We start from the raw sequence: 23392 nt of genomic DNA, 5'->3' as shown, positions 1-23392 counted from the left end.
GCAACCCGCGGGCGTTGTCGTAAGTGAGGGGCAGCGGAGCGCCGCGAGGCGCGTTGGTGATCCGCTTCCGTGGCCGGGAGCGGCGCGGATGGATCCCCATCCGCACGCCCCGTGGCGCTCCGCTCAGCGGCGATTTGAAAACTCCGGGCCGCGCTTCCATCACGCCGGCCGGTGAGGCCGGCGCAGTCTAGCGAGCTCCTCGCGCAGGGGCCGTAGTACCCCCAGGTCGGTTCCCGAAGCCTCCCGGGAGCGAGGCGCAACCCTCGCCCGCAGGCGCCGCACCCACCCCGCCAAACGACATGCCTCCGGTCGGCCGCCCCTCGGGGATGGGATGCGGGGGAGTATACGGGAGGTTGGGAGGGCGGGGATAAGTTTGCGGTTTATCCCCGCTGAGCGCTGGAATCGCGATCACCGATTAACTCATCCTCGTTCCAACGAAAGTTCATGATCCAATCGAGAACGCTATTCGAATCATAAACCATCATCTCATTCGGTTTGAGATCAGCAAACTTTTTCGCTTCCTGACTATATGTAGAACCTGAAATTAAGATACCTCCTTTGAGATCCCATGCCTTTGCGGCTCCGTATATCTGCTGAACTACCGGCCTTCCTACACTTCTACGAGATTTACCTTCGCGGATTTCCGGCTGCTTCACTTGAACCGCAAAGATCAAAGGATCAGTGCGTTCATCTTGGAGTGCCAGAAAATCGATTCCTCCGTCCGCAACGCGACGAAAAAGATCGACTTTGAAACCTCGTCGGGCAAAAAGTTCGGCACAAAGCCCTTCGAAATCTTCGTTATCAACCGAAGCAAGCGCCTCTGGATCGTTCGCCAGTGCATCAATTAGAGTCTGCGAACAAAACTCCGGCACTTGAACAAACTGCCCATTCTCTTCCTTCCAGCGTCGCACATAGCGATCACCAATACGAACCCCAACCGCCTCAAGATTTGCTAACCCAGAGACTATTTCGCCACTTCCGTTAAATTCATTGCCGAAATCAAACCTATGGGAATAGAGCAATTCAGAACTAATCCTCGCCCAACACACACGCCCAGAGGTTGCTTCTTCGATATCTTCAGGTAAATATAACATGTTGGAGCCCAAGCAATAACGCAAAGGAGAGGCTCTAGTTCTCCGAACTGAATCCGGACTAAGTTCGTACTTAGCCGCAAGCCGATAAAATCTTTCATCACGCTCCGAGTACGTCGCAACCAAGGTACCCATCAAATTTCTCCTCAAAGCAAATATATAATCAAGATTGAAATGACTTCATAAATATGAAACCGTCGAAAACTTGAATGCTACCCCATTCTGAGTGCATATAAATCAATCAAGCACACCATCAGAGGCCTTACTGAGTTTCGAACACGCGAGAGAAAGAGCCTTACGATTTGAAGGGTTCATCTCACTAGCCCTCCCCGCTTGACTCCCCCGCCCCTCCCATCCTACCCCCGTCGACGGGACACGCCTCCCCACCGAGGCGCGCCCATCTGCAAGGATGGAGACATCGATGGCGAATACCGTACCGAGCACGCGCCCGCGCGTGCCGAATTTCTCGTCCGGCCCCTGCGCCAAGCGCCCCGGCTGGAGCCTCAAAGCCCTCTCTGATGCGCCGCTCGGCCGCTCGCACCGCGCCAAGGTCGGCAAGGACAAGCTGAAGCTCGCGATCGACCTGACCCGCGAAGTGCTGCAGGTCCCGGCCGATTACCGCATCGGCATCGTGCCCGGCTCCGATACCGGCGCCATGGAAATGGCGATGTGGTCCATGCTCGGCGCCCGCGGCGTCGACATGCTGGCCTGGGAAAGCTTCGGCTCCGGCTGGATCACCGATGTCGTCAAGCAGCTCAAGCTGCAGGATGCCCGCCTGTTCGAGGCGCCCTATGGCGAATTGCCGAACCTGAAGAAGGTCGACACGAAGAACCGCGACGTCGTCTTCACCTGGAACGGCACCACCTCCGGCGTGCGCGTCGCCGACGCCAGCTGGATCGCCGATGACCGCGAAGGCCTGACGATCTGCGACGCGACCTCGGCCGCCTTCGCCCAGCGCCTCGACTGGCCCAAGCTCGATGTCGTCACCTTCTCCTGGCAGAAGGTGCTCGGCGGCGAAGGCGCGCACGGCATGATCATCCTCTCGCCGCGCGCCGTCGAACGGCTCGTGACCTACAAGCCGGCCTGGCCGCTGCCAAAAGTCTTCCGCATGACCTCGGGCGGCAAGCTCTCCGAGGGCATCTTCGTCGGCGAGACCATCAACACCCCGTCCATGCTCTGCGTCGAGGACTATGTCGACGCGCTGCTCTGGGCGAAGAAGGTTGGCGGGCTCGACGGCCTCGTGAAGAAGGTCGAGGGCAATGCCCGCGTCCTCGCCAAGTTCGTGCGCGAGAACGACTGGATCGACTTCCTCGCGGTCAAGCCGAAGACGCGCTCGAACACCTCGGTGTGCCTGAAGTTCACCGACCCGGCCGTGACCGCGCTGCCGGCCGACCAGCAGGCGGCCTTCGCCAAGCAGGTCGTCTCGATCATCGAGAAGGCCGGCGCCGGCTACGATCTCGGCCATTACCGCGACGCCCCTCCCGGCCTGCGCATCTGGTGTGGCGCCACCGTCCAGAGCCGCGACCTCAAGGCGCTGCTGCCCTGGATCACCTACGCCTTCAACGAGGCCAAGGCTTCGCTGGGCAAGAAGGCGGCGTAAGCGCCGCCCGCGCCGCCACTCTCGTCATGGTCGGGCTTGTCCCGACCATCCACGCCTTGCGACGCCACTGGCGTCCAGAGCGATAGAGGCAGGCGGCGCAACCGATCTCCGAAGGCGCGGCGGCGAGCCGCGCGAAGACGTGGATGGTCGCCACAAGGGCGACCATGACGACCTTCCCCTTTCAGCCCGCCGCTGCGCGGGCCTTCCGAGGTATCCCATGACCGCCCCCAAAGTCCTGATTTCGGACGCCCTCTCCCCCGCCGCCGTGCAGATCTTCCGGGATCGCGGCATCGACGTGACCTTCGATCCCGCCCTCGGCAAGGACAAGGACAAGCTCGCCGCCGTGATCGGCGACTATGACGGCCTCGCCATCCGCTCGGCGACCAAGGCCACCGCAAAGCTGCTCGCCGAGGCGAAGAACCTGAAGGTGATCGGCCGCGCCGGCATCGGCGTCGACAATGTCGAGATCCCCGCCGCGACGGCGCGCGGCATCATCGTGATGAACACGCCCTTCGGCAATTCGATCACCACCGCCGAGCACGCCATCGCCATGATGTTCGCGCTCGCCCGCCAGATCCCGGCCGCCGACCTCTCGACCCAGGCCGGGAAGTGGGAGAAGAACCGCTTCATGGGCGTCGAGATCACCGCCAAGACGCTCGGCCTGATCGGCTGCGGCAATATCGGCTCGATCGTCGCCGAGCGCGCCATCGGCCTGCGCATGCGCGTCATCGCCTTCGATCCCTATCTCTCGCCGGAGCGCGCCGTGCAACTGGGCGTCGAGAAGGTCGAGCTCGACGAGCTCTTGAAGCGCGCCGATTTCATCACCCTCCACGTCCCGATGACCGAGAAGACCAAGAACATCCTCTCGGCCGAAAACCTCGCCAAGACCAAGAAGGGCGTGCGCATCATCAACTGCGCTCGCGGCGGCCTCGTCGACGAGACGGCGCTGGCCGAGCTGATCAAGTCCGGCCATGTCGCTGGCGCCGCCTTCGACGTGTTCTCGGCCGAGCCGGCCGAGACGAACCCGCTCTTCGGTCTGGACAATGTCGTCTGCACGCCGCATCTCGGCGCGAGCACCAACGAGGCGCAGGAGAATGTCGCCCTGCAGGTCGCCGAGCAGATGAGCGACTATCTGCTCAAGGGCGCGATCACCAATGCGGTGAACTTCCCCTCGATCTCGGCCGAGGAAGCACCGCGGATCAAGCCCTTCGTCGACCTCGCCGAAAAGCTCGGCTCCTTCCTCGGCCAGCTCACCGAGGCACAGGTCAAGGGCATCCGCATCGAGTACGAGGGCGCGGTCGCCAAGTTGAACCTGAAGGCGATCTCGGCCGCCGCGATCACCGGCGTGCTGCGCCCCTTCCTGCCGGAGATCAACATGGTCAACGCGACCATGATCGCCAAGGAGAAGGGCATCGTCGTCGAGGAGCTGACCCGCGAGGTCGCCGGCAATCTCGAAAGCGTCATCCGCATCGTCGTCGACGCGCAGGACATGCCGCGCCATGCCTCCGGCACCGTCTTCCATGACGGCAAGCCGCGCATCATCGAGATCCGCGACATCCAGGTCGACGCCGAGTTCGCGCCGCACATGCTCTATGTCCGCAATGCCGACAAGCCGGGCTTTATCGGCCAGTTCGGCTCCGTGCTCGGCGAAGCCGGCGTCAACGTCGCGACCTTCAATCTCGGTCGCGACAAGCCCGGCGGCGACGCGATCTGCTATGTCGCCGTCGACGACGCGATCTCGGACGAACTGCTCGCGAGGATCCACGAGATCCCGATGGTGAAGCGGGCGCGCCGGCTGAAGTTCTGAGGGCACAAGAGCCGGACCCGCTCAGATTGAACCAATCTGAGGGGTGAATCCGTCTCTCACCTTAAGACTGAGCCCGCCGCCGACGAGGGCGGCGGGCTTCCCCGGCCACCCCTCAGCTTTCGTACAGGAAGGCGGCATGCACCCAGCCCGAGAAATCGGGCTGGCCGGCGCCGTTCAGCACCGAGACGAAGCGCCATTGCCCGTCGGCCTCGTGGACGATCACCACCGTACCGTCGGGCAGCGGCTGCGGCCGCAGCGCCGGATGCTCCATGCCCGGCCCCGAGCGGATGTTGAGGCCGGTCGGCGAGCGCACGGTCCAGGTCGGCGGGCCGTTCGTGTCGCGGCCAAACACCTTGGCCTTGAACGAATTCATGTTCCAGGCCGGTCCGGGGTCCGATTTGCGGCCGGGCGAGATGTCGTCATGACCGATGATCTCGTCGATGCCATAGGCATCGCAAATGGCCCGCGCCGCCTCCAGCGTCGCCTCGACCTGCGCCTCGGTATAGGTCTCCCAACCGCGCACCGGCCCGCCCGATTTGTGCGCGGCCTCGATCACCTTGCTGGGATCGACCACTGCCTCGGTCCATGACACCCAACCGGAGCCGGTACGCCGTAGCGGCCCCCAGTTCTCGATCTCGATGCCGATCGCATGCTGGTTGAGTCCGACGTAATTATTGCCTCCCCTATCGGTCCAGCGGCTCACGCCCGCATGCCAGCCGACGACATTGAATGGCACGCATTGGATCACCTGACCGTCGCGACGGACCACCAGATGCGCCGACACTCTGGCCGATGGCTTGGCAAAGTAGGCCGCGGTATCGAAGGACGGACCGCTCGCCGTGTAATGGATCACCAAAAATCTCGGGGCAAACTGGCCACCGATATTGGGCGATCTGACGAACGGGACATTACTGGCGCCGCTCGCCAGTCTGTGGTTCCTGACCTTGTACACGACACGCTCCCCCTATGCGCCGCGCAGCCCGCGGCCGGCTATTTCAGCTTGTCGAAGAGCTTGAGCGTCTGGGGGCCGGAGGCCTCGCGAGCCCGGACGAGATCGGCCCCGGCCTCCTGCTTCTGGGCCGTGCTGAGCTTGTGCCAGCCGCCCTGCGCCACCAGCAGCCAGTTGTAGCGGGCGTTCTCGTCATCAGTCTGTGCCGCGAGGCTGACCGCCTGCCGCGAGACCTGCGGGTCGCCGAGGTCGTAGAGGAACTCGCTGGCATAGATGCGCAGCGTCCGGTCCTTGGCTCCGGCAGCGTTGAGCAGCAGCGTGCGATCCTCCTCGCCCTTCAGGGTCTTCGCGATCGCGTCGGCATCCGCCTTGTTCCGGCGCAGCATCTCGGTCAGGGCGACGCTGCCGCCGAGCTGGACCCGGTAATCCCCGGGCTTGTCGCGCATGGCCTCCAGGATCGAGGGCACCGCCGTGGCCGAACCGTTCGCTAATGTCGCGCGGGCCGAGCGGCGCACGATCGTGTCCTCGTTGGTCAGGTCCTCGATCGCGCCCTTGATTTCCGGGGAGGGCTGGGAAGCCGGCGCCTGCGCGAAAGCCTGCCAGCTCGGCAGCAGCGCCCGCCAGCCGGAGCTATCCCGGGGAACGGCCGGCACGTCCTGGCAGAGGATCGGGTCCTTGCGCCCGAACTCCCCGATCTTGCGGGCGTTCTCGTAAAGCGCCGGCGTCGCCACCACGGTGCCGTCGGGCTGCGGCACGCCGTCCTCGGCATAGCGCCATTCGAGCATCGACGACGAGCGGAAGAAGGGCACGATGCAGGACAGGTGCACCTTGATGTCCTCGTCGCGGTCGACTGCCTTGTCCGGCGAGCGGACGGTGACCGTCAACGTCGAGCGTTTGCTGGGATTTTCGAGGACGACGAAGTGGAAAGCCTTGGTGTCGGCGTTGATCGCGCCCATCGCATGGCCTTCGAGCGCGATGCCGACCTGCTTTTTATGGGGCGGAGGCAGGTCGGCGATCTCACCGCGCACATAACTCGGCCGCGTTGCGCAATGGCTTTTGAACGGCGGTGGCAGGCAAATGAAATAGGACAGCGCGAGCAATGCGATCGAGGCCACGAAGGCCAGCGAGATCGACCAGACCAGGAAGGCCGCCAGGCGCGGGCGCGGCTCTTTGCTCTCGGTAATGGTGATGAAGATCGCGAGCAGGATCATGAAGCCGACGGTGAACAAGCCGCCGATCACGGCGAGGTCACGATCCCCGCCCGTAAACTCCAGAACTGCCGCGACGACGGCGCCCAGCAATGCGACACCGCCTGCCAGTCGCAGACGCGGATCGCGCTTGATGGCGCCACTGATGAAAGCGAGCGTGCCCACTCCGCCCCTCCTGCCGGATGCGGTGTCGACGGCCGCCCGGTCGAAGAGAGGCCAGGTACAATCTCTGATTATGTCATTGAAAGATTGCATACCATAGGTTGCATTTAACCACAACTGCCACTTTGACGGCTGGCCTGCCCGTCACGCTCCCATTCGCGCCGCAATCGCTCTGTCCTGTGGCGGCCGACATGGAGACCCCAATGCCGCGTATCGCCACCTTCGCCCTCGCCTGCCTCGCCGCCTCGCCCGCTTTCGCCGACTGGGACAAGGCCAAGCTCGATGCCGGGATCAAATCGATCGAACAGGCGGCGAAGGGGCGCGTCGGCGTCGCGCTTCTTGACCTCAGGGATCGCAAGAGCTGGTCGCATCGCGGCGCCGAGCCCTTCCCGCTACAGAGCGTGTTCAAGCTGCCGCTGGCCATCGCGGTGCTGCAGGCGGTGGAGGCCGGCAAGCTGAAGCTCGACCAGAAGATCACCGTCACCCGCAACGATCTGTCGCTCTATCACAGCCCGCTCGCCAGGGCCTTCAAGGGCGAGCGCAACGACTACACCCTGCGCGACCTCCTCACCCGCTCGACCGGCGAGAGCGACAACACCGCCGCCGACCTGCTGCTGCGCCTGATCGGCGGCCCGCAGGTGCTGACGGCGATGCTGAAAGACGGCGGCGTCCCCGGCATCTCGGTCGACCGCTATGAGCGCGTCTTCCAGCCGGAGATCCTCGGCCTGCCCGGCTATGCCTGGGACCAGCCGATCGACACCGCCGCCTTCTCGAAAGCTGTGCAAGCGATCCCGGCCGCCCAGCGTCGCAAGACGCTGGAAGCGACGCTGAAGGACAAGCGCGACGCCGCCAGCCCCGACGCCTCGGCCGCCTTCCTCGAGGCGCTCGCCAGGGGCAACTGGCTGCGCGAGCCCGCCCACACCGCTCTGCTCGATAAGATCATCGTGGAGACCAAGAGCGGCCCGCAGCGCATCCGTGCCGGCCTGCCGCAGGGCGCGCGCTTCGCCCACAAGACCGGGCTCGGCCCGAGCGCCGATGGGTTGAACCACGCCACCAACGATATCGGCATCGTCACCCTGCCGGATGGCCGCCGCTTCGTCATCGCGGTCTACCTCGCGGGCTCGCAGGCGAGTGCCGAGGCCCGCGAGGCCGCCCACGCGGCAGTCGCGCGGCTGGCAGTGGAAAGCCTGCGCTAGAGCCCGTTCAGCGCTTGCGCTCGGCGATCCAGATGCCGCCGAGCACCAGCGCCAGTGCCAGCGCGTGATAGAGCGCGAGCTGCTCGCCGAGGATCGCGACGGCGAGCAGCGGCGCGAACACCGGCACGAGATTGACGAAGACGCCGGCGCGGCCGGGTCCGATCAGCTCGATCGCCCGCATGAAGAAGAGCTGCGACGCCATCGAGGGGCCGATCACCACATAGATCAGGATCAGCCAGCCGGTCAGCGTCGGCCAATAGGCCTGGCCGGCGGCGATCTCGGCCGCGAGCAGCGGCAGCGAGACCAGGCAGGCGACCATCGCCATCGCGGTGAAGAAGATCAGCCCGGGCATTGGCGGGCGCGTGCGGATGCCGACGGTGTAACCGGCATAGAGCAGGCAGGCGATGATCATCCAGAGATCGCCCGGCACGACGCTGAGCTGCAGCAGAGTGTGCCAGTCGCCCCGGCTCGCCGTGACCAGCACGCCGAGAATGGTCACGGTGACGCCGAGCGCCTGCAGCCCGCCGATCGGCGTGCGGAAGGCGAGGAAGGCACCGAGCAGCACGAAGACCGGGATCGAGCCCTGCAGAATGCCGATATTGATCGCAGTCGTCGAATAGGCCGCGATGTACATCAGCGTGTTGAAGGCGGTGAAGCCGAAGGCGCCGAGCAGCGTCACCTTGAGCCAGTTCGCCTTCAGCACCGGCCAGTGCTCGCGCAGCCCCTGCCGGAACAGGTAGGGCATGACGGAGCAGACCAGGACCCAGCGCAGCGAGGTCAGCGTCATCGGCGCGATCTGGCCGACGGCGAGCCTGCTCGCCACGGCGTTGCCCGCCCAGAGCAAGGTGGTCAGCGTCAGCAGCAGATAGGCGTTGGCCCAGATCCGCTGCGGAAGGGAGGCGGCCGGCTGCAAGATGCACGATCCTCATATCTGCGGAGCGCCTGCATAGCCTTGCGCAGGGCGCTTCTCCTATGAGAGGAGGCGCAACGCAGCCCGTCGCCGGACGCAAACGTCCCGAGGAAGCCATGAATCTGTCCAGCCCCAAGCCGCTCCGCGTTCTCATCGTCGACGGCTACAAGCGCGCGCAGCGCGAGGACTATGTGCGCGACAGCGGCGCGACGCCCGGCGAAGCCTATGCCGCCGAGCTCAGGCGCATCGAGCCCAGTCTGGTGACGGATATCTGCCTGCCCGCCGACGACGGCGCCAACCTGCCTGATGGCGCCGGCCTCTCCTCCTATGACGGCATCGCTCTCACCGGCTCGTCGCTGCGCATCCACAGCCCGGAACCGGCGGTGACCCGCCAGATCGAGTTGATGCGGGCGGTCTACAGGAGCGGCACGCCCTGTTTCGGCTCCTGCTGGGGCATCCAGATCGCGGCCGTCGCGGCCGGCGGCACAGTCGCGCTCAACCCGAACGGGCTCGAGATCGGCTTCGCCCGCCGTATCGCCAAGACGGAGGCCGGCGCCGCGCATCCCCTGCTCGCCGGCCGCCCCACCGCCTTCGACGCGCCGGCGATCCATTTCGACAGCATCGTCGCCCCGCCGGCCGACGCCACCATCCTCGCAGCCAATGCGATGAGCCCGATCCAGGCGGCCGAATTCCGCCAGGATGGCGGCACGTTCTGGGGCGTGCAGTACCATCCCGAGTTCTCGCTGCGCCTGATCGTCACGATCCTGCGGCGCCACGGCAAGACCCTGATCGAGCGCGGCTTCCGCCGCGACGAGGCCGACACGGAAAGCTGGCTCGCCGATCTCGATGCACTCGATGCCGAGCCGACCCGCCGCGACCTCGCCTGGGCGCATGGGCTGGACGAAGAGGTGCTCGATCCCGTCAAGCGGGTGACCGAGCTCAGCAACTTCCTGGAGATGCGGGTGAAGCCGCAGGCGAGCCTGCGCGGGCGGGCTTGAGAGGATCAGCTGCGGTTCAGGGCGCCGAGCGCGGCTGCGAGCGCTGCCCGCGTATAAGGCTTGCGCAGGGCCGGAACGCCGGTTTCCAGAGACGGCACGGCATCGTAGCCCGTCGCGAAGATGTAGGGCACGCCGAGCTCGCGCAGGCGCTGCGCCACCGCATCCGAGTTTTCGGCGCCGAGGCTGACGTCGAGCACGGCGCATTCCGGCCGGCGCCGCTCGATCGCGGCGAGCGCCTCACGCACGCTGGCGCAGGAGACCACCTCTCCGGCTCCGAGCCCACGCAGCATCTCCTCGACCTCCATCGCGATCAGGAACTGATCCTCGACGAGAAGCACGGTCTTGCCGGCCAGCGGCTCGCCTCCCTCTCCTGGCGTCTCGCCGGCGGCGCTCTCTGCTTCCGCCTCGGCAGACTCAGGCATCGCGAGCCAGGTCACGAACACGGCGGGAATGGCTAGGCGCGCCTCGACGCCATCAGGCAGATAGGAAATCTCGCTGCTGCCGCCGAGATCGAACGGAATGCTGCGAGAGACCAGCACGCTGCCGAAGCCTTCCCTGGTCGGGACCTTCACCGGCGGGCCGCCACGCTCGCGCCAGAGCAGGCGGCAAGTGCCGTCCTCGTCCCGCTCCCAGCTCAGTGAGAGCTGCCCGCTCTCGCGCGACAGCGCGCCGTATTTCGCGGCGTTGGTGGCGAGCTCGTGGATGACGAGCGCCATCACCGAGAAGGCACGCGCATCGAGCGCGACCTGCGGCCCTTCGATCGAAAGGCGCCCCGGGGCGGTCTTGTACGGGCCGAGTTCGGCCTCGACCAGCGCCCGCAGCACGCCGCCGCCGGCGCTGCGCATGACCTGGTCGTGCGCGTGCGACAAAGCCTCGATCCGCCCCTTGATCGTCTCGACATAGGCGGCGATCTCGACCTCGTCGCCGAGCGGATAGGAGATGATCGACTTGATCACCGAGAGGATGTTCTTGACCCGGTGATTGAGCTCCTGATTGAGGATCTTCTGGCGCAGATCGGCCTTCTTGCGCTCCTCGGCGAGCAGCTCGCCCTGCCGCAGCACGACCTCGACCAGCGCGCTGCGGATCGACTCGGCCAGCTCGCGCTCGATCTGCGTCCAGGGGCGCGAACGCTTCTCGACCGTCTGCTTCCAGACGGCGAAGCTCTGGCGCGGCGTCAGCCGGTCGCCGAGCGGGCCGGAGGTATAGGTCTTGTTGGGATCGCCGCCCCATTCGATCGTCTGCACGAACTCGCGGCGGAAGAAGAAGAGGTAGTCACGCGGCAATTGCGAAAGGGGAACTGCGAGCACGCCTGAAACATCGGCGCTGAAGGCGCTCGCGCTCGGCAGCGAGGCGCTCAGGCAGTCGCTGCTCCAGACGGCCCCCGGCGACAGCATGCCGACATGGCCGGCGAGCTCGGGCACGAACTCGGCCGGCGGCACCGAGCCGGTCGCCGACCACTGCCCCTCCATCAGCAGGCCGATGCCGTCGCAGGACAGCAGCTGCCGGAACTCGCCGAGGTTGGTGCGCAGGAAGCCGGCGACATCGGTGCTGAGGGAGGCCGAGGCGAGGAGATTGCCGAGGAAGGCACGCGCCCGGTCGACCGCCTCCAGCGCCTGCTTCTGCGTCAGGGCACTGAGCTGCAGCGCGAAGAACTCGCCGAAGATCTCCGCGGCGATGCGCTGGTTCATCGACATCGAGCGTGGCGTGTAATGGTGGCAGGCGATCAGCCCCCAGAGTTCGCCGTCGACGATGATCGATACCGACATCGAGGCGGCGACGCCCATATTGCGCAGATACTCGCAATGGATCGGCGAGACGCTGCGCAGATGCGCATAGGACAGGTCGAGCGGCTCGCCGCTGTCGTCGAGCACCGGCTCGATCGCAAAGCGCTCGCCGCTCGAATTCGAGACCAGCCGGATCGGGTTGAGCAGATAGAGCTGGCGCGCCTGCTTGGGGATGTCCGAGGCCGGGAAATGCTGCCCCATGAAGCTCTCGAGATCGGCGCGTTTGGCCTCGCTCACCACCTGGCCGGAACCGTCGGCCGCGAAGCGGTAGATCATCACCCGGTCGTATTGCAGCACGGCCCGCAGCAGGCGTACCGCGCTCGAGATCAGGTCGCGCGGGTTCGGCGCGCTCGACAGGCGCCCGACCAGCGTGCGGGCGAACTCCAGCGGCGAGCTGGTCCCGTCGGGCGCCGAGCGTTCGAACTCGATGATCGCGTTGCCCTTGTAGCGATGGACGCTGACGTCAAAGGCCTGCTCCGAGGTCGGGAAGACCATTTTCGGCATCAAGCCGGCCCGCGCCGGCGTCCCCGAGCGCGCAAGCGCGTTGCGCAGCTCGTGCACCGGCTGGCCGCCCATCACATCCTCGAGTCGCCGCCCGACCATGCTGCCCTCGGGCAGGCCGAGGAACTCGGCGGCATTGACCGAATGCCGCCGGATGACGACCGCCCCCTCGTCGCAGACCAGCATGCAGCCATGTGGCTGGACGCTGCCGGGAATATGGATGGGCTCCCGGTCGCAGTTCGTCAGGTCGACTGTGCTCATCGGCCGAATCCGTTCTCGCGCATGGCGCTCGCCGCCTGCTCGAAGGTGGTTTCGGCGGCGCGGACAGCCGCCGCCAGATCGATGCTCTCCAGACGTTCCATGATCGCGAGCAGACCCCGCCAGGATCCCAGTCGCTCCTGCCGCGCCAGATGGCGCGCGCCATGGTTCTCGTCGTAGCCGAGGGCGCCTGCCATGCGCCTGATCAGCTTTGCCCCGAGGGCCGAGCCTTCGAGGACGTAGATGACCCCGACGAGCGAGGCTATGTCTTTTGACAGGTCGAAGGAGGGCGAGACCGGCGGCTCGGCGCCGATATCGGCGAGATCGGCCGCGATCAGCGGTCCGAGTTCTGTAGGGCGCCAGTCACCGAACGCGGCGGGCCAGTCGGCACCGGCAAGATAGCGCTCGACCGGCTGCCTGTGCGCATAGGATGCCCGCAGGAAGCTGCCATAAGCGTCGGCGCTGTCGAGCCGGCCGATCGTCCGGTCGAGTTCCTGATGGGCCTGGCGGGTGTGATCGCGGAGGTAGAGCCGGAGCGAGGGCGATGTCATCGCCGCCACAGAAGCGGCGGCCCGCCGAGTTCGTCAAGCCGGGTTTCAGGCGGCTCGCTCGGAAAGCCCGGCACGGGCAGCGAACACCTTGCCGCCGAGCGCGCGGGCCGTGTCGAGATGCTCCGACATCTCCGGCACCGGCAGCAGCAGTTCCGAAGTCACGACCGGCGCACCGCAATAGCCGAAGATGCCGTGGTCGATCTGCGTCTTCATTGCGCTGAGATAGCCGTGACGCTCATAGGTCCGCATGGTGGCGCCGCCGATCCCGATGAGATGGACCGGCAGATGCCCGAGCTTCTTGACCGTCTTGAGGTCCGCCCCTTCGTCATAGGCCCAGCCATTGGCGAAGACGCGCTCGATCCAGCCCTTCATCAAAGCCGGCATCGACCACCAATAGACCGGATAGACCAGCACCAGCGCATCGGCCCGGTCGATCCGCGCCTGTTCCGCCGCGACATCTGCAGAAGGTGGAATCTCGCGGCGGTGCACGGAAAGATCGTTCAGCGAGAAGCGCGGATCGAAGCCTTCCCTGGCGAGATCGGCGATTTCGACGCTGTGCCCGGCCGCGGCGACGCCCTCGGCGAGCGCCTGCGTCACGGCGTGGCTGAGCGAGTCGGGATCGGGATGGGCGACGACGACGAGGGCATGCATGCGAAATCTCCTGCGGTGATTGCGATCGGTCGGCGACCGCTATATACTTTTAGTAAGTTACTTTTGGTATATAAGATATGTCAAGCCCGAAAACCGAACAGCAGCGCCGTCAGCGCCTGACGCGCGAGGATCGCCAGCGTCAGCTCATCGAGACCGCTTGGCGGGTGGTCGGCGAGGAAGGCACTGACGCTCTGACGCTCGGGCGCCTGGCCGAGCGGGCCGGCGTCACCAAGCCGGTCGTCTACAGCCACTTTCCGACCCGCAGCGCCCTGCTGATCGCGCTCTATCGTGACTTCGACACGCGGGAGTTCGCGATCATGGATGCGGCGCTCACAGGCAGCGAGGCGAGCCTTGCGGGCAAGGCCGGGGCGATCGCCTCCTCCTATGTCGACTGCGTCCTGACCCAGGGGCGCGAGATCCCCGGCGTCATGGCCGCGCTCGCCGGCTCGCCCGAGCTTGCCGCGGTCAAGCGCGACTGCGACCTGATCTTCCTGGAGAAATGCAGGGACCTGCTCGCGCCCTTCGCCGCCGGCAGGACGATCCCGACCGCGGGCTTGCGCGCCATGCTTGGCGCCGCCGAAGGGCTGTCGCACGCCGCCGCGACGCAGGAAATCGGCGCCGACGAGGCGAAGCGCGAGCTGTTCGAGACGATCACCGCCATGGTCGCGCGCAGCGCAAAGGGCTGATCCGGCACGCTGCGGGGTTCCGTGCGGGTCCCGCAGCCTGTAAACGCGCGGCAACTCCAGATCTTGAAAACCTCCCGGACCCCATGATTCGCCTCGAAAGCATCGGCAAGCAGAACGGCCGCCAGATCATCTTTATCGAGGCCTCGGCCGCCTTGCAGAAGGGCGAGAAGATCGGCCTCGTCGGCCCCAACGGCGCCGGCAAGACCACGCTGTTCCGGATGATCACCGGCGAGGAACTGCCCGATGAAGGCCAGGTCTCGGTCGATCGCGGCACCACCATCGGCTATTTCAGCCAGGATGTCGGCGACATGGCCGGCCGCAGCGCCGTCTCCGAGGTGATGGACGGCGCCGGCCCGGTCAGCTCCGTCGCGGCCGAGCTGAAGGAACTCGAGGCGGCGCTCGGCGATCCCGACCGCGCCGACGAGATGGAGGAGCTGATCGCCCGCTATGGCGAGGTGCAGGGCCGCTTCGAGGAGCTCGACGGCTATGCGCTCGACGGCCGCGCCCGCGAGGTGCTCGCCGGCCTCGGCTTCACTCAAGAAATGATGGACGGCGATGTCGGCGCCCTCTCCGGCGGCTGGAAGATGCGCGTCGCCCTCGCCCGCATCCTCCTGATGCGCCCGGACGCCATGCTGCTCGACGAGCCGAGCAACCATCTCGACCTCGAAAGCCTGATCTGGCTGGAGAGCTTCCTCAAGGGCTATGACGGCGCCCTGCTGATGACCTCGCACGACCGCGAGTTCATGAACCGCATCGTCGGCAAGATCATCGAGATCGATGGCGGTACGCTCACCAGCTATTCCGGCGACTACGAGTTCTACCAGCAGCAGCGCGCGCTCGCCGAGAAGCAGCAGCAGGCGCAGTTCGAGCGCCAGCAGGCCATGCTCGCCAAGGAGATCGCCTTCATCGAGCGTTTCAAGGCCCGCGCCTCGCATGCCGCGCAGGTGCAGAGCCGCGTCAAGAAGCTCGACAAGATCGACCGGGTCGAGCCGCCGCGCCGCCGCCAGACCGTGCAGTTCGAGTTCCAGCCGGCGCCGCGCTCCGGCGAGGACGTGGCGACGCTGAAGAACATCCATGTGCGCTATGGCAGCCGCAGCATCTATGAGGGGCTCGACTTCCAGGTCCGCCGCAAGGAGCGCTGGTGCGTGATGGGCGTCAACGGCGCTGGCAAGTCGACCCTGCTGAAGCTGATCGCCGGCTCGTCCAAGCCCGATGACGGCTCGGTGGCCATCGGTGCGAGCGTCAAGATGGGGTATTTCGCCCAGCACGCCATGGAGCTGCTCGACGGCGACGCCACCGTCTTCGAGTCTCTGGAGGGGTCCTTCCCGCAGGCAGGCCAGGGCTCGCTCCGGGCGCTCGCCGGCTGCTTCGGCTTTTCCGGCGATGATGTCGAGAAGCGCTGCCGCTTCCTCTCGGGCGGCGAGAAGGCCCGCCTCGTCATGGCCAAGATGCTCTACGACCCGCCGAACTTCCTGGTGCTCGATGAGCCGACCAACCATCTCGACATCGCCACCAAGGAGATGCTGATCACGGCGCTCGCCCAGTACGAGGGCACCATGCTCTTCGTCAGCCACGACCGCCATTTCCTGGCGGCGCTCTCGAACCGCGTGCTCGAGCTGACGCCGGACGGCGTTCATCTCTATGGCGGCGGCTACACCGAATACGTCGCCAGCACCGGCCAGGAGGCGCCGGGCCTGCGCAGCTAGTTCCTTTTCCCCCTGCGGGAGAAGGTGGCTCGCAGGGCCGGATGAGGGCGCGCGCCGGCTTTCCGCGTCATGGTCGGGCCCGTCACGACCAACCACGCCTTCGCTGGTCGAGTATCGTGGTCCAAGACGTGGATGCTCGCCACAAGGGCGAGTATGACGAGGATCGCGAGTCCTCCCTATCCCTTTCCCGCAAGGGGCGAAGGGAAGCGGCTTGCCGACCGTTCGGCTCCCCATGACGTAGCGAAAACCGTCCTGGCGCCGGCAAGGGGCTGCCATCGTCGCCGGGCGGTGGTCGTGCCCTCCCGGCGCCTTCCCACCTTCCGGCCCAATTCCGCCCTCGCCGCGCCGAAATCCCTCGGGCAAATCGCGGCCGCGTGATTTGTCGGGGGACAGCATGATGATGAAGACCGGACTGGCCGCAGCCTTGATTTTCGCGCCGGGCCTCGCCAGCGCGACAGAAGTCGAGCTCGCTTCGAAGATCGACCGTGTCACCGTCTATCCGGACGGCGCCGTGGTCACCCGCCTCGGCAAGGCGTCGCTCCTGCAGGGCGTCTCGCAGATCGTGCTGCGCGGCCTACCGGCCGGCGTCGACCCGGCCTCGATCCGGGTCGAGGCTGAAGGCGACGGGCCGTTCGCCATCGGTGCCGTCGATGTCCGCCAGGTTCCCGGTGATGCCCGCCCCGTCATCGACGCCGCGCTCGAAGGCAAGATCCGGGCATTGCAGGGCGAGAAGGCAAAGCTCTCCGGCGAGGTCAGCGCCGTCGAGGCCAAGCGCGCGACGATCGAGAACTTCGGCAAGACCGGCCCCGACAAGCTCGGCCCCGACGGCAAGGCGCTGCCGGTCACCGACTGGCCGGCCATCTTCGATGCGATCGGCACCGCCTTGGTCAAGGTCCAGGGCGAATTGCTGACCCTGCGCAACCGCATGTCCGATCTCGACGCCGAGATCGCGGCGCTGGAGAAGGCCCGCCCGCATGGCGCCCGCGCCGGCCAGCCGAAGCGCGAGGTCGCCATCGCCGTCGAGGCGAAGGCGCCGGTCGCGGCCGACATCGCGGTCAGCTACCGCGTCTCGGGCGCGAGCTGGCTGCCGGTCTACGAGGCGCGGCTGACAACCGGCAGCGCCAATAGTGGCGCCGAGATCGCCTTCACCCGCCGCGCCGAACTGCGCCAGCGCACCGGCGAGGACTGGAGCGAGGTCGCGGTCGAATTATCAACGACCCGCTCGGCACAGGGCACGCGGGCGCCGGAACTCAATCCGCTGCGCATCGCCTTCTACGAGCCGCCGGTCGTCTATGAAGAGCGGGCGCGCGCGCTGCGGCAGGAAGCCGAACGCGCGGCCAGACCCCCTGCCCTGGCGATCGCCCCCGCACCGGCGGCGCCGGAGGCCGCTGCGGACACCCTCAAAAAACAGCAGGCCGAGGTCCAGACCGCCGGCATCAGCGCCGGCACCTATCAGGCAAGCTTCAGGGTGCCCGGCCGGGTTTCCATCCCGCCGGACGGCTCCACCAAGGCGGTGGTGCTGACGCAAGGCAAGCTCAAGCCCGAGCTATCGGCCCGCGCCACGCCGGAGCTGGAGGAGAAGGCCTATCTCGAGGCGAGTTTCAGCCATGAGGACGAGGTGCCGCTGCTGCCCGGCGAGGTCTATCTGCACCGCGACGGCGCCTATATCGGCAAGGGCCGCCTCGGCCAGATCGCGCCGGGCGACAAGGTCGAACTCGGCTTCGGCGCCGATGACCGCATCAAGGTGACGCGCGTACCGGTGCGCCGGCGCGAGAACGATTCCGGCTGGCTCGGCGCGACCCGTACCGACCAGCGCGAGTTCAAGACGGTGGTGAAGAGCCTGCACGCCCAGACGGTGAAACTCATCGTGACCGAGCGCGTGCCCTTCTCGGAGAACAGCGCGATCACGGTCGAGCTCTTGTCGCAGAGCACGCCGCCGACCGAGAAGCAGGTCGGCGACAAGCGCGGCGTCTCGGCCTGGAGCTTCGAGCTCGCCCCCGGCGCGCAGAAGGAAATCCGCCTCGCCTACCGAGTGAAATATCCGGGCGACCGCGAGGTGATCTTCGACCAGACGCGGCGGTAACGCTCCTCTCACTTCTCACCTTGCGGGAGAAGGTGGCTCGGCGAAGCCGAGACGGATGAGGAGTCGCGCTGCGCTTCCCGTCATGCTCGCCCTTGTGGCGAGCATCCATGTCTTAGACCCCGCATGTGGTCGGCGAAGGCGTGGATGGTCGGGACAAGCCCGACCATGACGGCGTCACTCCGCAGCGACGGCCTGCCAGCCCTGGCCGAGTTCCTGCTCGACAAGGCCGACCCAGTAGCGCACGCCGGCCGGGATGATCTCGTCGTTGAAGTCGTAGAGCGGGGTGTGCAGCCCCTTGAACGAGCCATCGGCCTCGACACCGTTGCCGATGCGCATGAAGGCACCGGGGCAGACCAGCATCATCTCGGCAAAGTCCTCGCCACCGGTGCCGCGCAGCATCTGGCCGTTGACGTGCTGAGGGTCGACAGCAGCGGAGGCCGCCGCGACCGCGACCTTCACCTGCTCGGCGGCGTTGACCAGCGGGCTGGTGCCCCGATGGTAATGGGCGTCCGCCTCGCAGCCCCAGGCCTGCGCCGTCGCAGCCGCAAGCTCGGCGATGCGCCGCTCCACCAGAGCTCGCACCTCCTGCGAATAGGTCCGTGCCGTGCCGCCGATGACGAGCTCGGAGGGGATGACGTTCGAGGCGTTCTCGTCGCCGCCATGGATGAAGCCGACGCTGATCACCGCCGTGTCGAGCGGCGCGACATTGCGGCCGATGATACCCTGCAGGCCGAGCACGAAATGCGCCTGCGCATAGGTGATGTCGGTCGAGCGATGCGGCTGCGAGCCGCCATGGCCGCCGACACCGCGGAAGGTCACCTTCCAGGAATCGGCCGCCGCCAGGAAGGGGCCGACCGCCGTGCCGAAATGCGAGGCCGGCACGCCCGGCGTGTTGTGCAAGCCGTAGATGGCATCGCAGGGAAAGCGCTCGAACAGACCGTCGGCGAGCATGGCATTGGCGCCGCCACGGCCTTCCTCGGCCGGCTGGAAGATCAGGTTGACCGTGCCGCCGAAATCCCGGTTCTCGGCGAGATAGCGCCCAGCCGCGAGCAGCATGGTGGTGTGGCCGTCATGGCCGCAGGCGTGCATCCGGCCCGGGAATTTCGAGGCATGCGGCAGCCCGGTCAGCTCTTCCAGCGCCAGGCAGTCCATGTCGGCACGCAGCCCGATGGCGCGCTGGCCCGGCCCTGTGCCGCGGATGACGCCGACGACGCCGGTCTGGCCGATATTCTCGCTGACCTCGACGCCCCATTCGCGCAGCTTGTCGGCGACGAGCTTCGCCGTGCGATGCTCTTCCAGCCCGAGTTCGGGATGCGCATGGATGTCGCGGCGGATCGCCGTGAACTCGGCATGGTTTTCGCCGAGCCAGTCATCGAGCTTCGTCATGGTCGCATTCCCCAGCTTGCGGCGGTTTTTCAAAGCATGGCCCGTGCCATCGCCATCCGCCGTCCAGTGAATTCATAGGGCCGATCGCCGCCATCGCCCTCTGCGGGCGCAGCAAAACAGCCATGCTTCACGGGACTGCCGCCGACGGAGCGAGACGGGGCGTCGCCGGCTGGTGGCAGGCGACCTCAGCCCGCCATCTCGACCTCGGCGCTGCGGCCGAGATCGGCCATCCACTGGCGATAGCGCGGCTGGGCCACGAGCTGGTGGGCGTAATGCCGGCGCAGTGCATCGGTGAGGCGGCCGTCACGCTTCAGCGCCTGGTCGGCGAAGCCGATCATCACCGAGTTCGGCCAGGCCTGCGGCCGGATCGCCCGCAGCCGCGCGAACAGCACGTCCTCGCCCTCATCGGCATGGACCTGCGCGATCAGCGAAAGCATCGCCGCGGTCGAGCGCGAAATGCCCATATGGCAATGCACGAGCAGGTGCCCTTCCTGCCGCTTCAGCGCCGATTCGCGCAGCTTGGCGCCGAAGTCGAGGATCTCGTCGACATGCGCCTCTGTCGGATGCACGCGGCCTTCCTGCGGCGTGATGATGTCATGGAAGCGCAGGGTCGTCCGCTCATGCGCCTCGTAGGCCACGAAGGATTCGAGCTCCGGCAGGTCCGGATCGAGCAGCGAGAGCACATGGCTGACTTTGCGGGCGCTCTGCGCCGGCAGTTCCTCGATCCCGCAGATGGTCAGCGTCGAAATGGCGATCGGTTGCATCGTTGGCGGGCCCCAAGGTGACGGATGGGGCCGGGTTAATCCTCCCGGCCCGCCCCCGCAACAGCGGTAACCGCAGGGCTGCCCTTCGTCCGCCGACACGCGCGCCGGTCGAAGGCGGCATAGCAGCGAGAGAAGCCCCCCGCGGCGGGGCGACCAAACGCCGCCTTTTCGACCAGCCACCGCGTGGCGGCAGGCGGCCTCGAACGGCGCAAGGCCGATTCTTTCCCCGGCTTTCCCGGCCTCAGCCTTGACCTCGCCATGCTCTTGGAGGAAGAGGGGTTGCAAGGACCTCCCCGAAACCCCGGCCTTGCGCCGGGGTTTTCGTTTGTGCGGGCGCTTTGCGCCGGTGTGCTTTCGCTTCGGCCCGTCATGGCCGGACGATGGGAATTTCGCGCCGGCCCAACCTGGAGCATGGTCCGGTTGCGGAAGTGATGTCACTTCCGCGGACGGGCTTCGGCAGCGAGAGAAAGGTCACCGCCATGGCGAACGTGGTCGTGGTCGGCGCCCAGTGGGGCGACGAGGGCAAGGGCAAGATCGTCGACTGGCTGTCGAGCCAGGCCGATGTGGTCGTCAGGTTCCAGGGCGGCCATAATGCCGGCCATACGCTCGTCATCGACGGCGTCGTCTACAAGCTCTCCTTGCTGCCCTCGGGCATCGTCCGCCCGGGCAAGCTCTCGGTGATCGGCAACGGCGTCGTCGTCGACCCCTGGCACCTCGTCGAGGAGATCGCCCGGCTGCGCGCCCAGGGCGTCGAGATCTCGCCTGCGAATCTGCGCGTCGCCGACAATGCGACGCTGATCCTGCCGCTGCATCGCGAGCTCGACCATTTCCGCGAGACGTCGAACACCACGCTGAAGATCGGCACGACCAAGCGCGGCATCGGCCCCGCCTATGAGGACAAGGCCGGCCGCCGGGCGATCCGCGTCATCGACCTGAAGGACCGCACCGTCCTCGAAGCCAAGATCGAGCGGCTGCTGGCGCACCACAATGCGCTGCGCCGCGGGCTCGGCATCGCCGAGGTCGACGGCGCAGAGCTGCTCGCGCAGCTCACGGCCATCTCCGAACAGATCCTGCCCTATGCCGACACGGTCTGGGCCCTGCTCGACGCGGAGCGCCGCGCCGGCAAGCGCATCCTGTTCGAGGGCGCGCAGGGTGCCCTGCTCGACGTCGACCACGGCACCTATCCCTTCGTGACATCCTCCAACATCGTCGCCGGCCAGGCCGCGACCGGCTCGGGCCTCGGCCCCTCCGCCGTCGGCTATGTGCTGGGCATCGCCAAGGCCTACACCACACGCGTTGGCGAGGGCCCGTTCCCGACCGAGCTCTTCGACGAGATCGGCGAGCTGATCGGCCAGAAGGGCAAGGAATTCGGCGTCGTCACCGGCCGCAAGCGCCGCTGCGGCTGGTTCGATGCCTGCCTGGTCCGCCAGACCGTCAAGACCTCCGGCATCGACGGCATCGCGCTGACCAAGCTCGACATCCTCGACGGCTTCAAGGAGATCAAGGTCTGCACCGGCTATCGCCTCGACGGTCAGGTGCTCGAGCATCTCCCGGCCGGCCAGAGCGACCAGGCCCGCGTCGAGCCGATCTACGAGACCATTCCCGGCTGGGAAGGCTCCACGGCCGGAGCCCGCTCCTGGGCCGAGCTGCCGGCACAGGCGATCAAATATGTCCGCCGCATCGAGGAGCTGATCGGCGCCTCCGTCTCCGTGCTTTCGACCAGCCCGGAGCGCGACGATACGATCCTGGTCCAGAACCCTTTCGAGGGTTGACGGACCGGAACAACACGGACATTTGAGGCGAATGGCCGATTTCCATCCCATTCTGGCGCGGGCGATCGCCGGGCTGACCGACAAGTCGCCCGAGGCGCGCCGGGCGGTCTATGACCGCGCCCGCGCCGCCCTGCTCGCCCAGCTGCGCAGCCTCGATCCGCCGCTTTCCGAGGCCGACATCACCCGCGAGCGGCTCTCGCTCGACGAGGCGGTCTCGCGCATCGAGGCCGAGATCGCGCTCGCAGAGGCGATCGAGCCGAGCTTTCCGCCGTTGCCGGCAGGCGAGCGGCGCAGCCCCGAGCCGATGCCGCCCGCAAGGTCGGAACCACCGGCCGAGCGCCCCGCTCCGGCCCCCGTCGAAGCAGACGACGCTCGCTTCGACGAGCCGCCGCTGCGCGAGGACACGGCGCCGATCCGCCCGCGTGTCGCCCCGCCGCGCGCGCGCAGCGTCAATCCGGGCCATGTCCGCACCGCCGTCGTCGGTGTCGGCGTCGCGCTAGCCGTCGCGGTGATCGCGGGCGCCGCTTACTACGTCAACAAGATCAATCCGCAGCCGGAGCAGGCCGCAAGGCCGCGCACGGAGGCACCCGCGCAGCCGGCCCAGCCCGAACATTCCGGCAAGATCAGTGAGCGCGCCGGCACGCCCGAGTCTCCGGCATCCCAGCCCGGCACCGCGCGCAGCACCCCGAGCACGCCGGGGCAGACCAGCGACATCGCCGTCGCCCAGCGCGCCGTGCTGTACATCGAGGTGCCCGAGGCGCCGCAGCAGCCTCGCACCGTGCCCGGCCGCGTCTTCTGGCGGCTCGACAGCGACACGGTCGGCCAGGGCCAGCCGGTCGAGACCATCGTGCGCGCGACGGTCGAGGTTCCCGATGCGGGCCTGGCGCTGGACTTCACCATCCGGCGCAACACCGACCAGGCTTTCCCGGCCTCGCACATCATCGGCATGCGCTTCACCACCACCGGCGAGGCGGCGAGCGATACGATCCGCGAGGTCGGCGTGCCGCAGTTCAAGACCGATGAAAGCGAGCGCGGCGCGCCGCTTTCGGCCATCTCCTCGGCGCTCGGCGAGAATCTGTTCGTGGCGGCGCTCTCGAACGTTCAGGTCGAATCCGACCGTAATCTCGACCTGTTGCAGTCCAGGCCCTGGATCGACCTGCCGGTGCGCTTCGCCTCCGGCCGGCGCGGCATCATCACCTTCGAGAAGGGCGTCTCCGGCAACCAGACCATCGCCGATGCGCTCGCGCGCTGGCGCGGCTGAGCCGCAGGACGTCATTCTCGGACGCAGCGAAGCGTAGGCCCGAGAATTTCGGACAGAAATCCGCTCGT

The 23392-nt window shown here is 66.9% G+C and carries 18 protein-coding genes; 9 read left to right on the top strand and 9 right to left on the bottom strand.

The features are described from left to right. Window positions 1-380: 380 nt before the first annotated feature. A complete protein-coding gene (locus tag DK26_RS28720) occupies window positions 381-1226 on the bottom strand; it encodes a restriction endonuclease (RefSeq protein WP_083533545.1) in 846 nt (281 codons plus the stop codon). 286 nt (window positions 1227-1512) lie between these two features. Here DK26_RS28720 and DK26_RS23800 point away from each other — a divergent pair, with 286 nt between their 5' ends. Continuing rightward, window positions 1513-2691, top strand: a complete 1179-nt coding sequence (locus DK26_RS23800) for a phosphoserine transaminase (protein WP_066478034.1) — start codon at window positions 1513-1515, stop codon at window positions 2689-2691. A gap of 217 nt (window positions 2692-2908) precedes the next feature. Then, the gene (gene serA, locus DK26_RS23795) at window positions 2909-4498 is read left to right on the top strand and encodes a phosphoglycerate dehydrogenase (RefSeq protein WP_066478031.1); all 1590 of its coding nucleotides are present in this window, start codon (window positions 2909-2911) and stop codon (window positions 4496-4498) included. 112 nt (window positions 4499-4610) lie between these two features. On the opposite strand, the gene DK26_RS23790 is transcribed toward serA, so the two are convergent. Then, window positions 4611-5450: an N-acetylmuramoyl-L-alanine amidase gene (locus DK26_RS23790; RefSeq protein ID WP_083533544.1), complete on the bottom strand. Its 840-nt coding sequence runs from the start codon at window positions 5448-5450 to the stop codon at window positions 4611-4613. A 38-nt stretch (window positions 5451-5488) separates the two neighbouring features. Continuing rightward, on the bottom strand, window positions 5489-6820 hold the full coding sequence (locus DK26_RS23785) for a hypothetical protein (protein ID WP_066478025.1): 1332 nt from the start codon (window positions 6818-6820) through the stop codon (window positions 5489-5491). Window positions 6821-7020: 200 nt separating this feature from the next. On the opposite strand from DK26_RS23785, the gene bla reads away from it, so the two are divergent. Further along, window positions 7021-8013, top strand: a complete 993-nt coding sequence (gene bla, locus DK26_RS23780; protein ID WP_066478023.1) for a class A beta-lactamase — start codon at window positions 7021-7023, stop codon at window positions 8011-8013. Window positions 8014-8020: 7 nt separating this feature from the next. On the opposite strand, the gene DK26_RS23775 is transcribed toward bla, so the two are convergent. Next, a complete protein-coding gene (locus DK26_RS23775) occupies window positions 8021-8926 on the bottom strand; it encodes a DMT family transporter (RefSeq protein ID WP_066478018.1) in 906 nt (301 codons plus the stop codon). Between the two features lie 113 nt (window positions 8927-9039). Between DK26_RS23775 and DK26_RS23770 the strand changes: the two genes are divergently transcribed. Further along, window positions 9040-9921: a type 1 glutamine amidotransferase gene (locus tag DK26_RS23770; RefSeq protein WP_066478015.1), complete on the top strand. Its 882-nt coding sequence runs from the start codon at window positions 9040-9042 to the stop codon at window positions 9919-9921. A 5-nt stretch (window positions 9922-9926) separates the two neighbouring features. Here the strand turns inward: DK26_RS23770 and DK26_RS23765 are convergent, their stop codons facing one another. Genes DK26_RS23765 through DK26_RS23755 form a run of 3 tightly spaced genes read right to left on the bottom strand, consistent with a single transcriptional unit; the run spans window position 9927 to window position 13666 of the window. After that, complete coding sequence (locus DK26_RS23765; RefSeq protein ID WP_066478011.1) at window positions 9927-12467, bottom strand: HWE histidine kinase domain-containing protein; 2541 nt, start codon at window positions 12465-12467, stop codon at window positions 9927-9929. Next, a complete protein-coding gene (locus DK26_RS23760) occupies window positions 12464-13015 on the bottom strand; it encodes a biliverdin-producing heme oxygenase (RefSeq protein WP_066478009.1) in 552 nt (183 codons plus the stop codon). The genes DK26_RS23765 and DK26_RS23760 overlap by 4 nt, the downstream gene beginning before the upstream one ends. 45 nt (window positions 13016-13060) lie before the next feature. Then, complete coding sequence (locus DK26_RS23755) at window positions 13061-13666, bottom strand: NAD(P)H-dependent oxidoreductase (protein ID WP_066478007.1); 606 nt, start codon at window positions 13664-13666, stop codon at window positions 13061-13063. Window positions 13667-13743: 77 nt separating this feature from the next. Between DK26_RS23755 and DK26_RS23750 the strand changes: the two genes are divergently transcribed. From DK26_RS23750 to DK26_RS23740, 3 genes are all read left to right on the top strand, one after another. After that, a complete protein-coding gene (locus DK26_RS23750; protein ID WP_066478005.1) occupies window positions 13744-14352 on the top strand; it encodes a TetR/AcrR family transcriptional regulator in 609 nt (202 codons plus the stop codon). Between the two features lie 83 nt (window positions 14353-14435). Next, complete coding sequence (locus DK26_RS23745) at window positions 14436-16058, top strand: ABC-F family ATP-binding cassette domain-containing protein (RefSeq protein WP_066478002.1); 1623 nt, start codon at window positions 14436-14438, stop codon at window positions 16056-16058. 394 nt (window positions 16059-16452) lie between these two features. Next, a complete protein-coding gene (locus tag DK26_RS23740; protein WP_066477999.1) occupies window positions 16453-18141 on the top strand; it encodes a mucoidy inhibitor MuiA family protein in 1689 nt (562 codons plus the stop codon). A 174-nt stretch (window positions 18142-18315) separates the two neighbouring features. Here the strand turns inward: DK26_RS23740 and DK26_RS23735 are convergent, their stop codons facing one another. Beyond that, window positions 18316-19527, bottom strand: coding sequence for an amidohydrolase (locus tag DK26_RS23735; protein ID WP_066477997.1), 1212 nt, complete (start codon window positions 19525-19527; stop codon window positions 18316-18318). A 185-nt stretch (window positions 19528-19712) separates the two neighbouring features. Next, window positions 19713-20291, bottom strand: coding sequence for a protein-tyrosine phosphatase family protein (locus DK26_RS23730; RefSeq protein WP_066477994.1), 579 nt, complete (start codon window positions 20289-20291; stop codon window positions 19713-19715). A gap of 479 nt (window positions 20292-20770) precedes the next feature. Here DK26_RS23730 and DK26_RS23725 point away from each other — a divergent pair, with 479 nt between their 5' ends. Both DK26_RS23725 and DK26_RS23720 read left to right on the top strand, forming a co-directional pair. Further along, window positions 20771-22063, top strand: coding sequence for an adenylosuccinate synthase (locus DK26_RS23725; protein WP_066478246.1), 1293 nt, complete (start codon window positions 20771-20773; stop codon window positions 22061-22063). Between the two features lie 31 nt (window positions 22064-22094). Next, window positions 22095-23324 carry a hypothetical protein gene (locus tag DK26_RS23720; protein ID WP_066477985.1) on the top strand — a complete coding sequence of 410 codons (1230 nt, stop codon included), beginning with the start codon at window positions 22095-22097 and terminating at the stop codon, window positions 23322-23324. Window positions 23325-23392: the final 68 nt, after the last annotated feature.

It is taken from the genome of Allobosea sp. WAO (assembly GCF_001509835.1).
Taxonomy (GTDB): domain Bacteria; phylum Pseudomonadota; class Alphaproteobacteria; order Rhizobiales; family Beijerinckiaceae; genus Allobosea.
This window is presented reverse-complemented; position numbering and strand designations above follow the sequence as displayed.

Excerpts from the sequence above, each read along its gene's own strand:
- DK26_RS28720 (WP_083533545.1), bottom strand. The coding sequence starts at position 1,226 with ATGGGTACCTTGGTTGCGACGTACTCGGAGCGTGATGAAAGATTTTAT.
- DK26_RS23800 (WP_066478034.1), top strand. The coding sequence starts at position 1,513 with ATGGCGAATACCGTACCGAGCACGCGCCCGCGCGTGCCGAATTTCTCG.
- serA (WP_066478031.1), top strand. The coding sequence starts at position 2,909 with ATGACCGCCCCCAAAGTCCTGATTTCGGACGCCCTCTCCCCCGCCGCC.
- bla (WP_066478023.1), top strand. The coding sequence starts at position 7,021 with ATGCCGCGTATCGCCACCTTCGCCCTCGCCTGCCTCGCCGCCTCGCCC.
- DK26_RS23770 (WP_066478015.1), top strand. The coding sequence starts at position 9,040 with ATGAATCTGTCCAGCCCCAAGCCGCTCCGCGTTCTCATCGTCGACGGC.
- DK26_RS23765 (WP_066478011.1), bottom strand. The coding sequence starts at position 12,467 with ATGAGCACAGTCGACCTGACGAACTGCGACCGGGAGCCCATCCATATT.
- DK26_RS23760 (WP_066478009.1), bottom strand. The coding sequence starts at position 13,015 with ATGACATCGCCCTCGCTCCGGCTCTACCTCCGCGATCACACCCGCCAG.
- DK26_RS23755 (WP_066478007.1), bottom strand. The coding sequence starts at position 13,666 with ATGCATGCCCTCGTCGTCGTCGCCCATCCCGATCCCGACTCGCTCAGC.
- DK26_RS23750 (WP_066478005.1), top strand. The coding sequence starts at position 13,744 with ATGTCAAGCCCGAAAACCGAACAGCAGCGCCGTCAGCGCCTGACGCGC.
- DK26_RS23745 (WP_066478002.1), top strand. The coding sequence starts at position 14,436 with ATGATTCGCCTCGAAAGCATCGGCAAGCAGAACGGCCGCCAGATCATC.
- DK26_RS23740 (WP_066477999.1), top strand. The coding sequence starts at position 16,453 with ATGATGATGAAGACCGGACTGGCCGCAGCCTTGATTTTCGCGCCGGGC.
- DK26_RS23735 (WP_066477997.1), bottom strand. The coding sequence starts at position 19,527 with ATGACGAAGCTCGATGACTGGCTCGGCGAAAACCATGCCGAGTTCACG.
- DK26_RS23730 (WP_066477994.1), bottom strand. The coding sequence starts at position 20,291 with ATGCAACCGATCGCCATTTCGACGCTGACCATCTGCGGGATCGAGGAA.
- DK26_RS23725 (WP_066478246.1), top strand. The coding sequence starts at position 20,771 with ATGGCGAACGTGGTCGTGGTCGGCGCCCAGTGGGGCGACGAGGGCAAG.
- DK26_RS23720 (WP_066477985.1), top strand. The coding sequence starts at position 22,095 with ATGGCCGATTTCCATCCCATTCTGGCGCGGGCGATCGCCGGGCTGACC.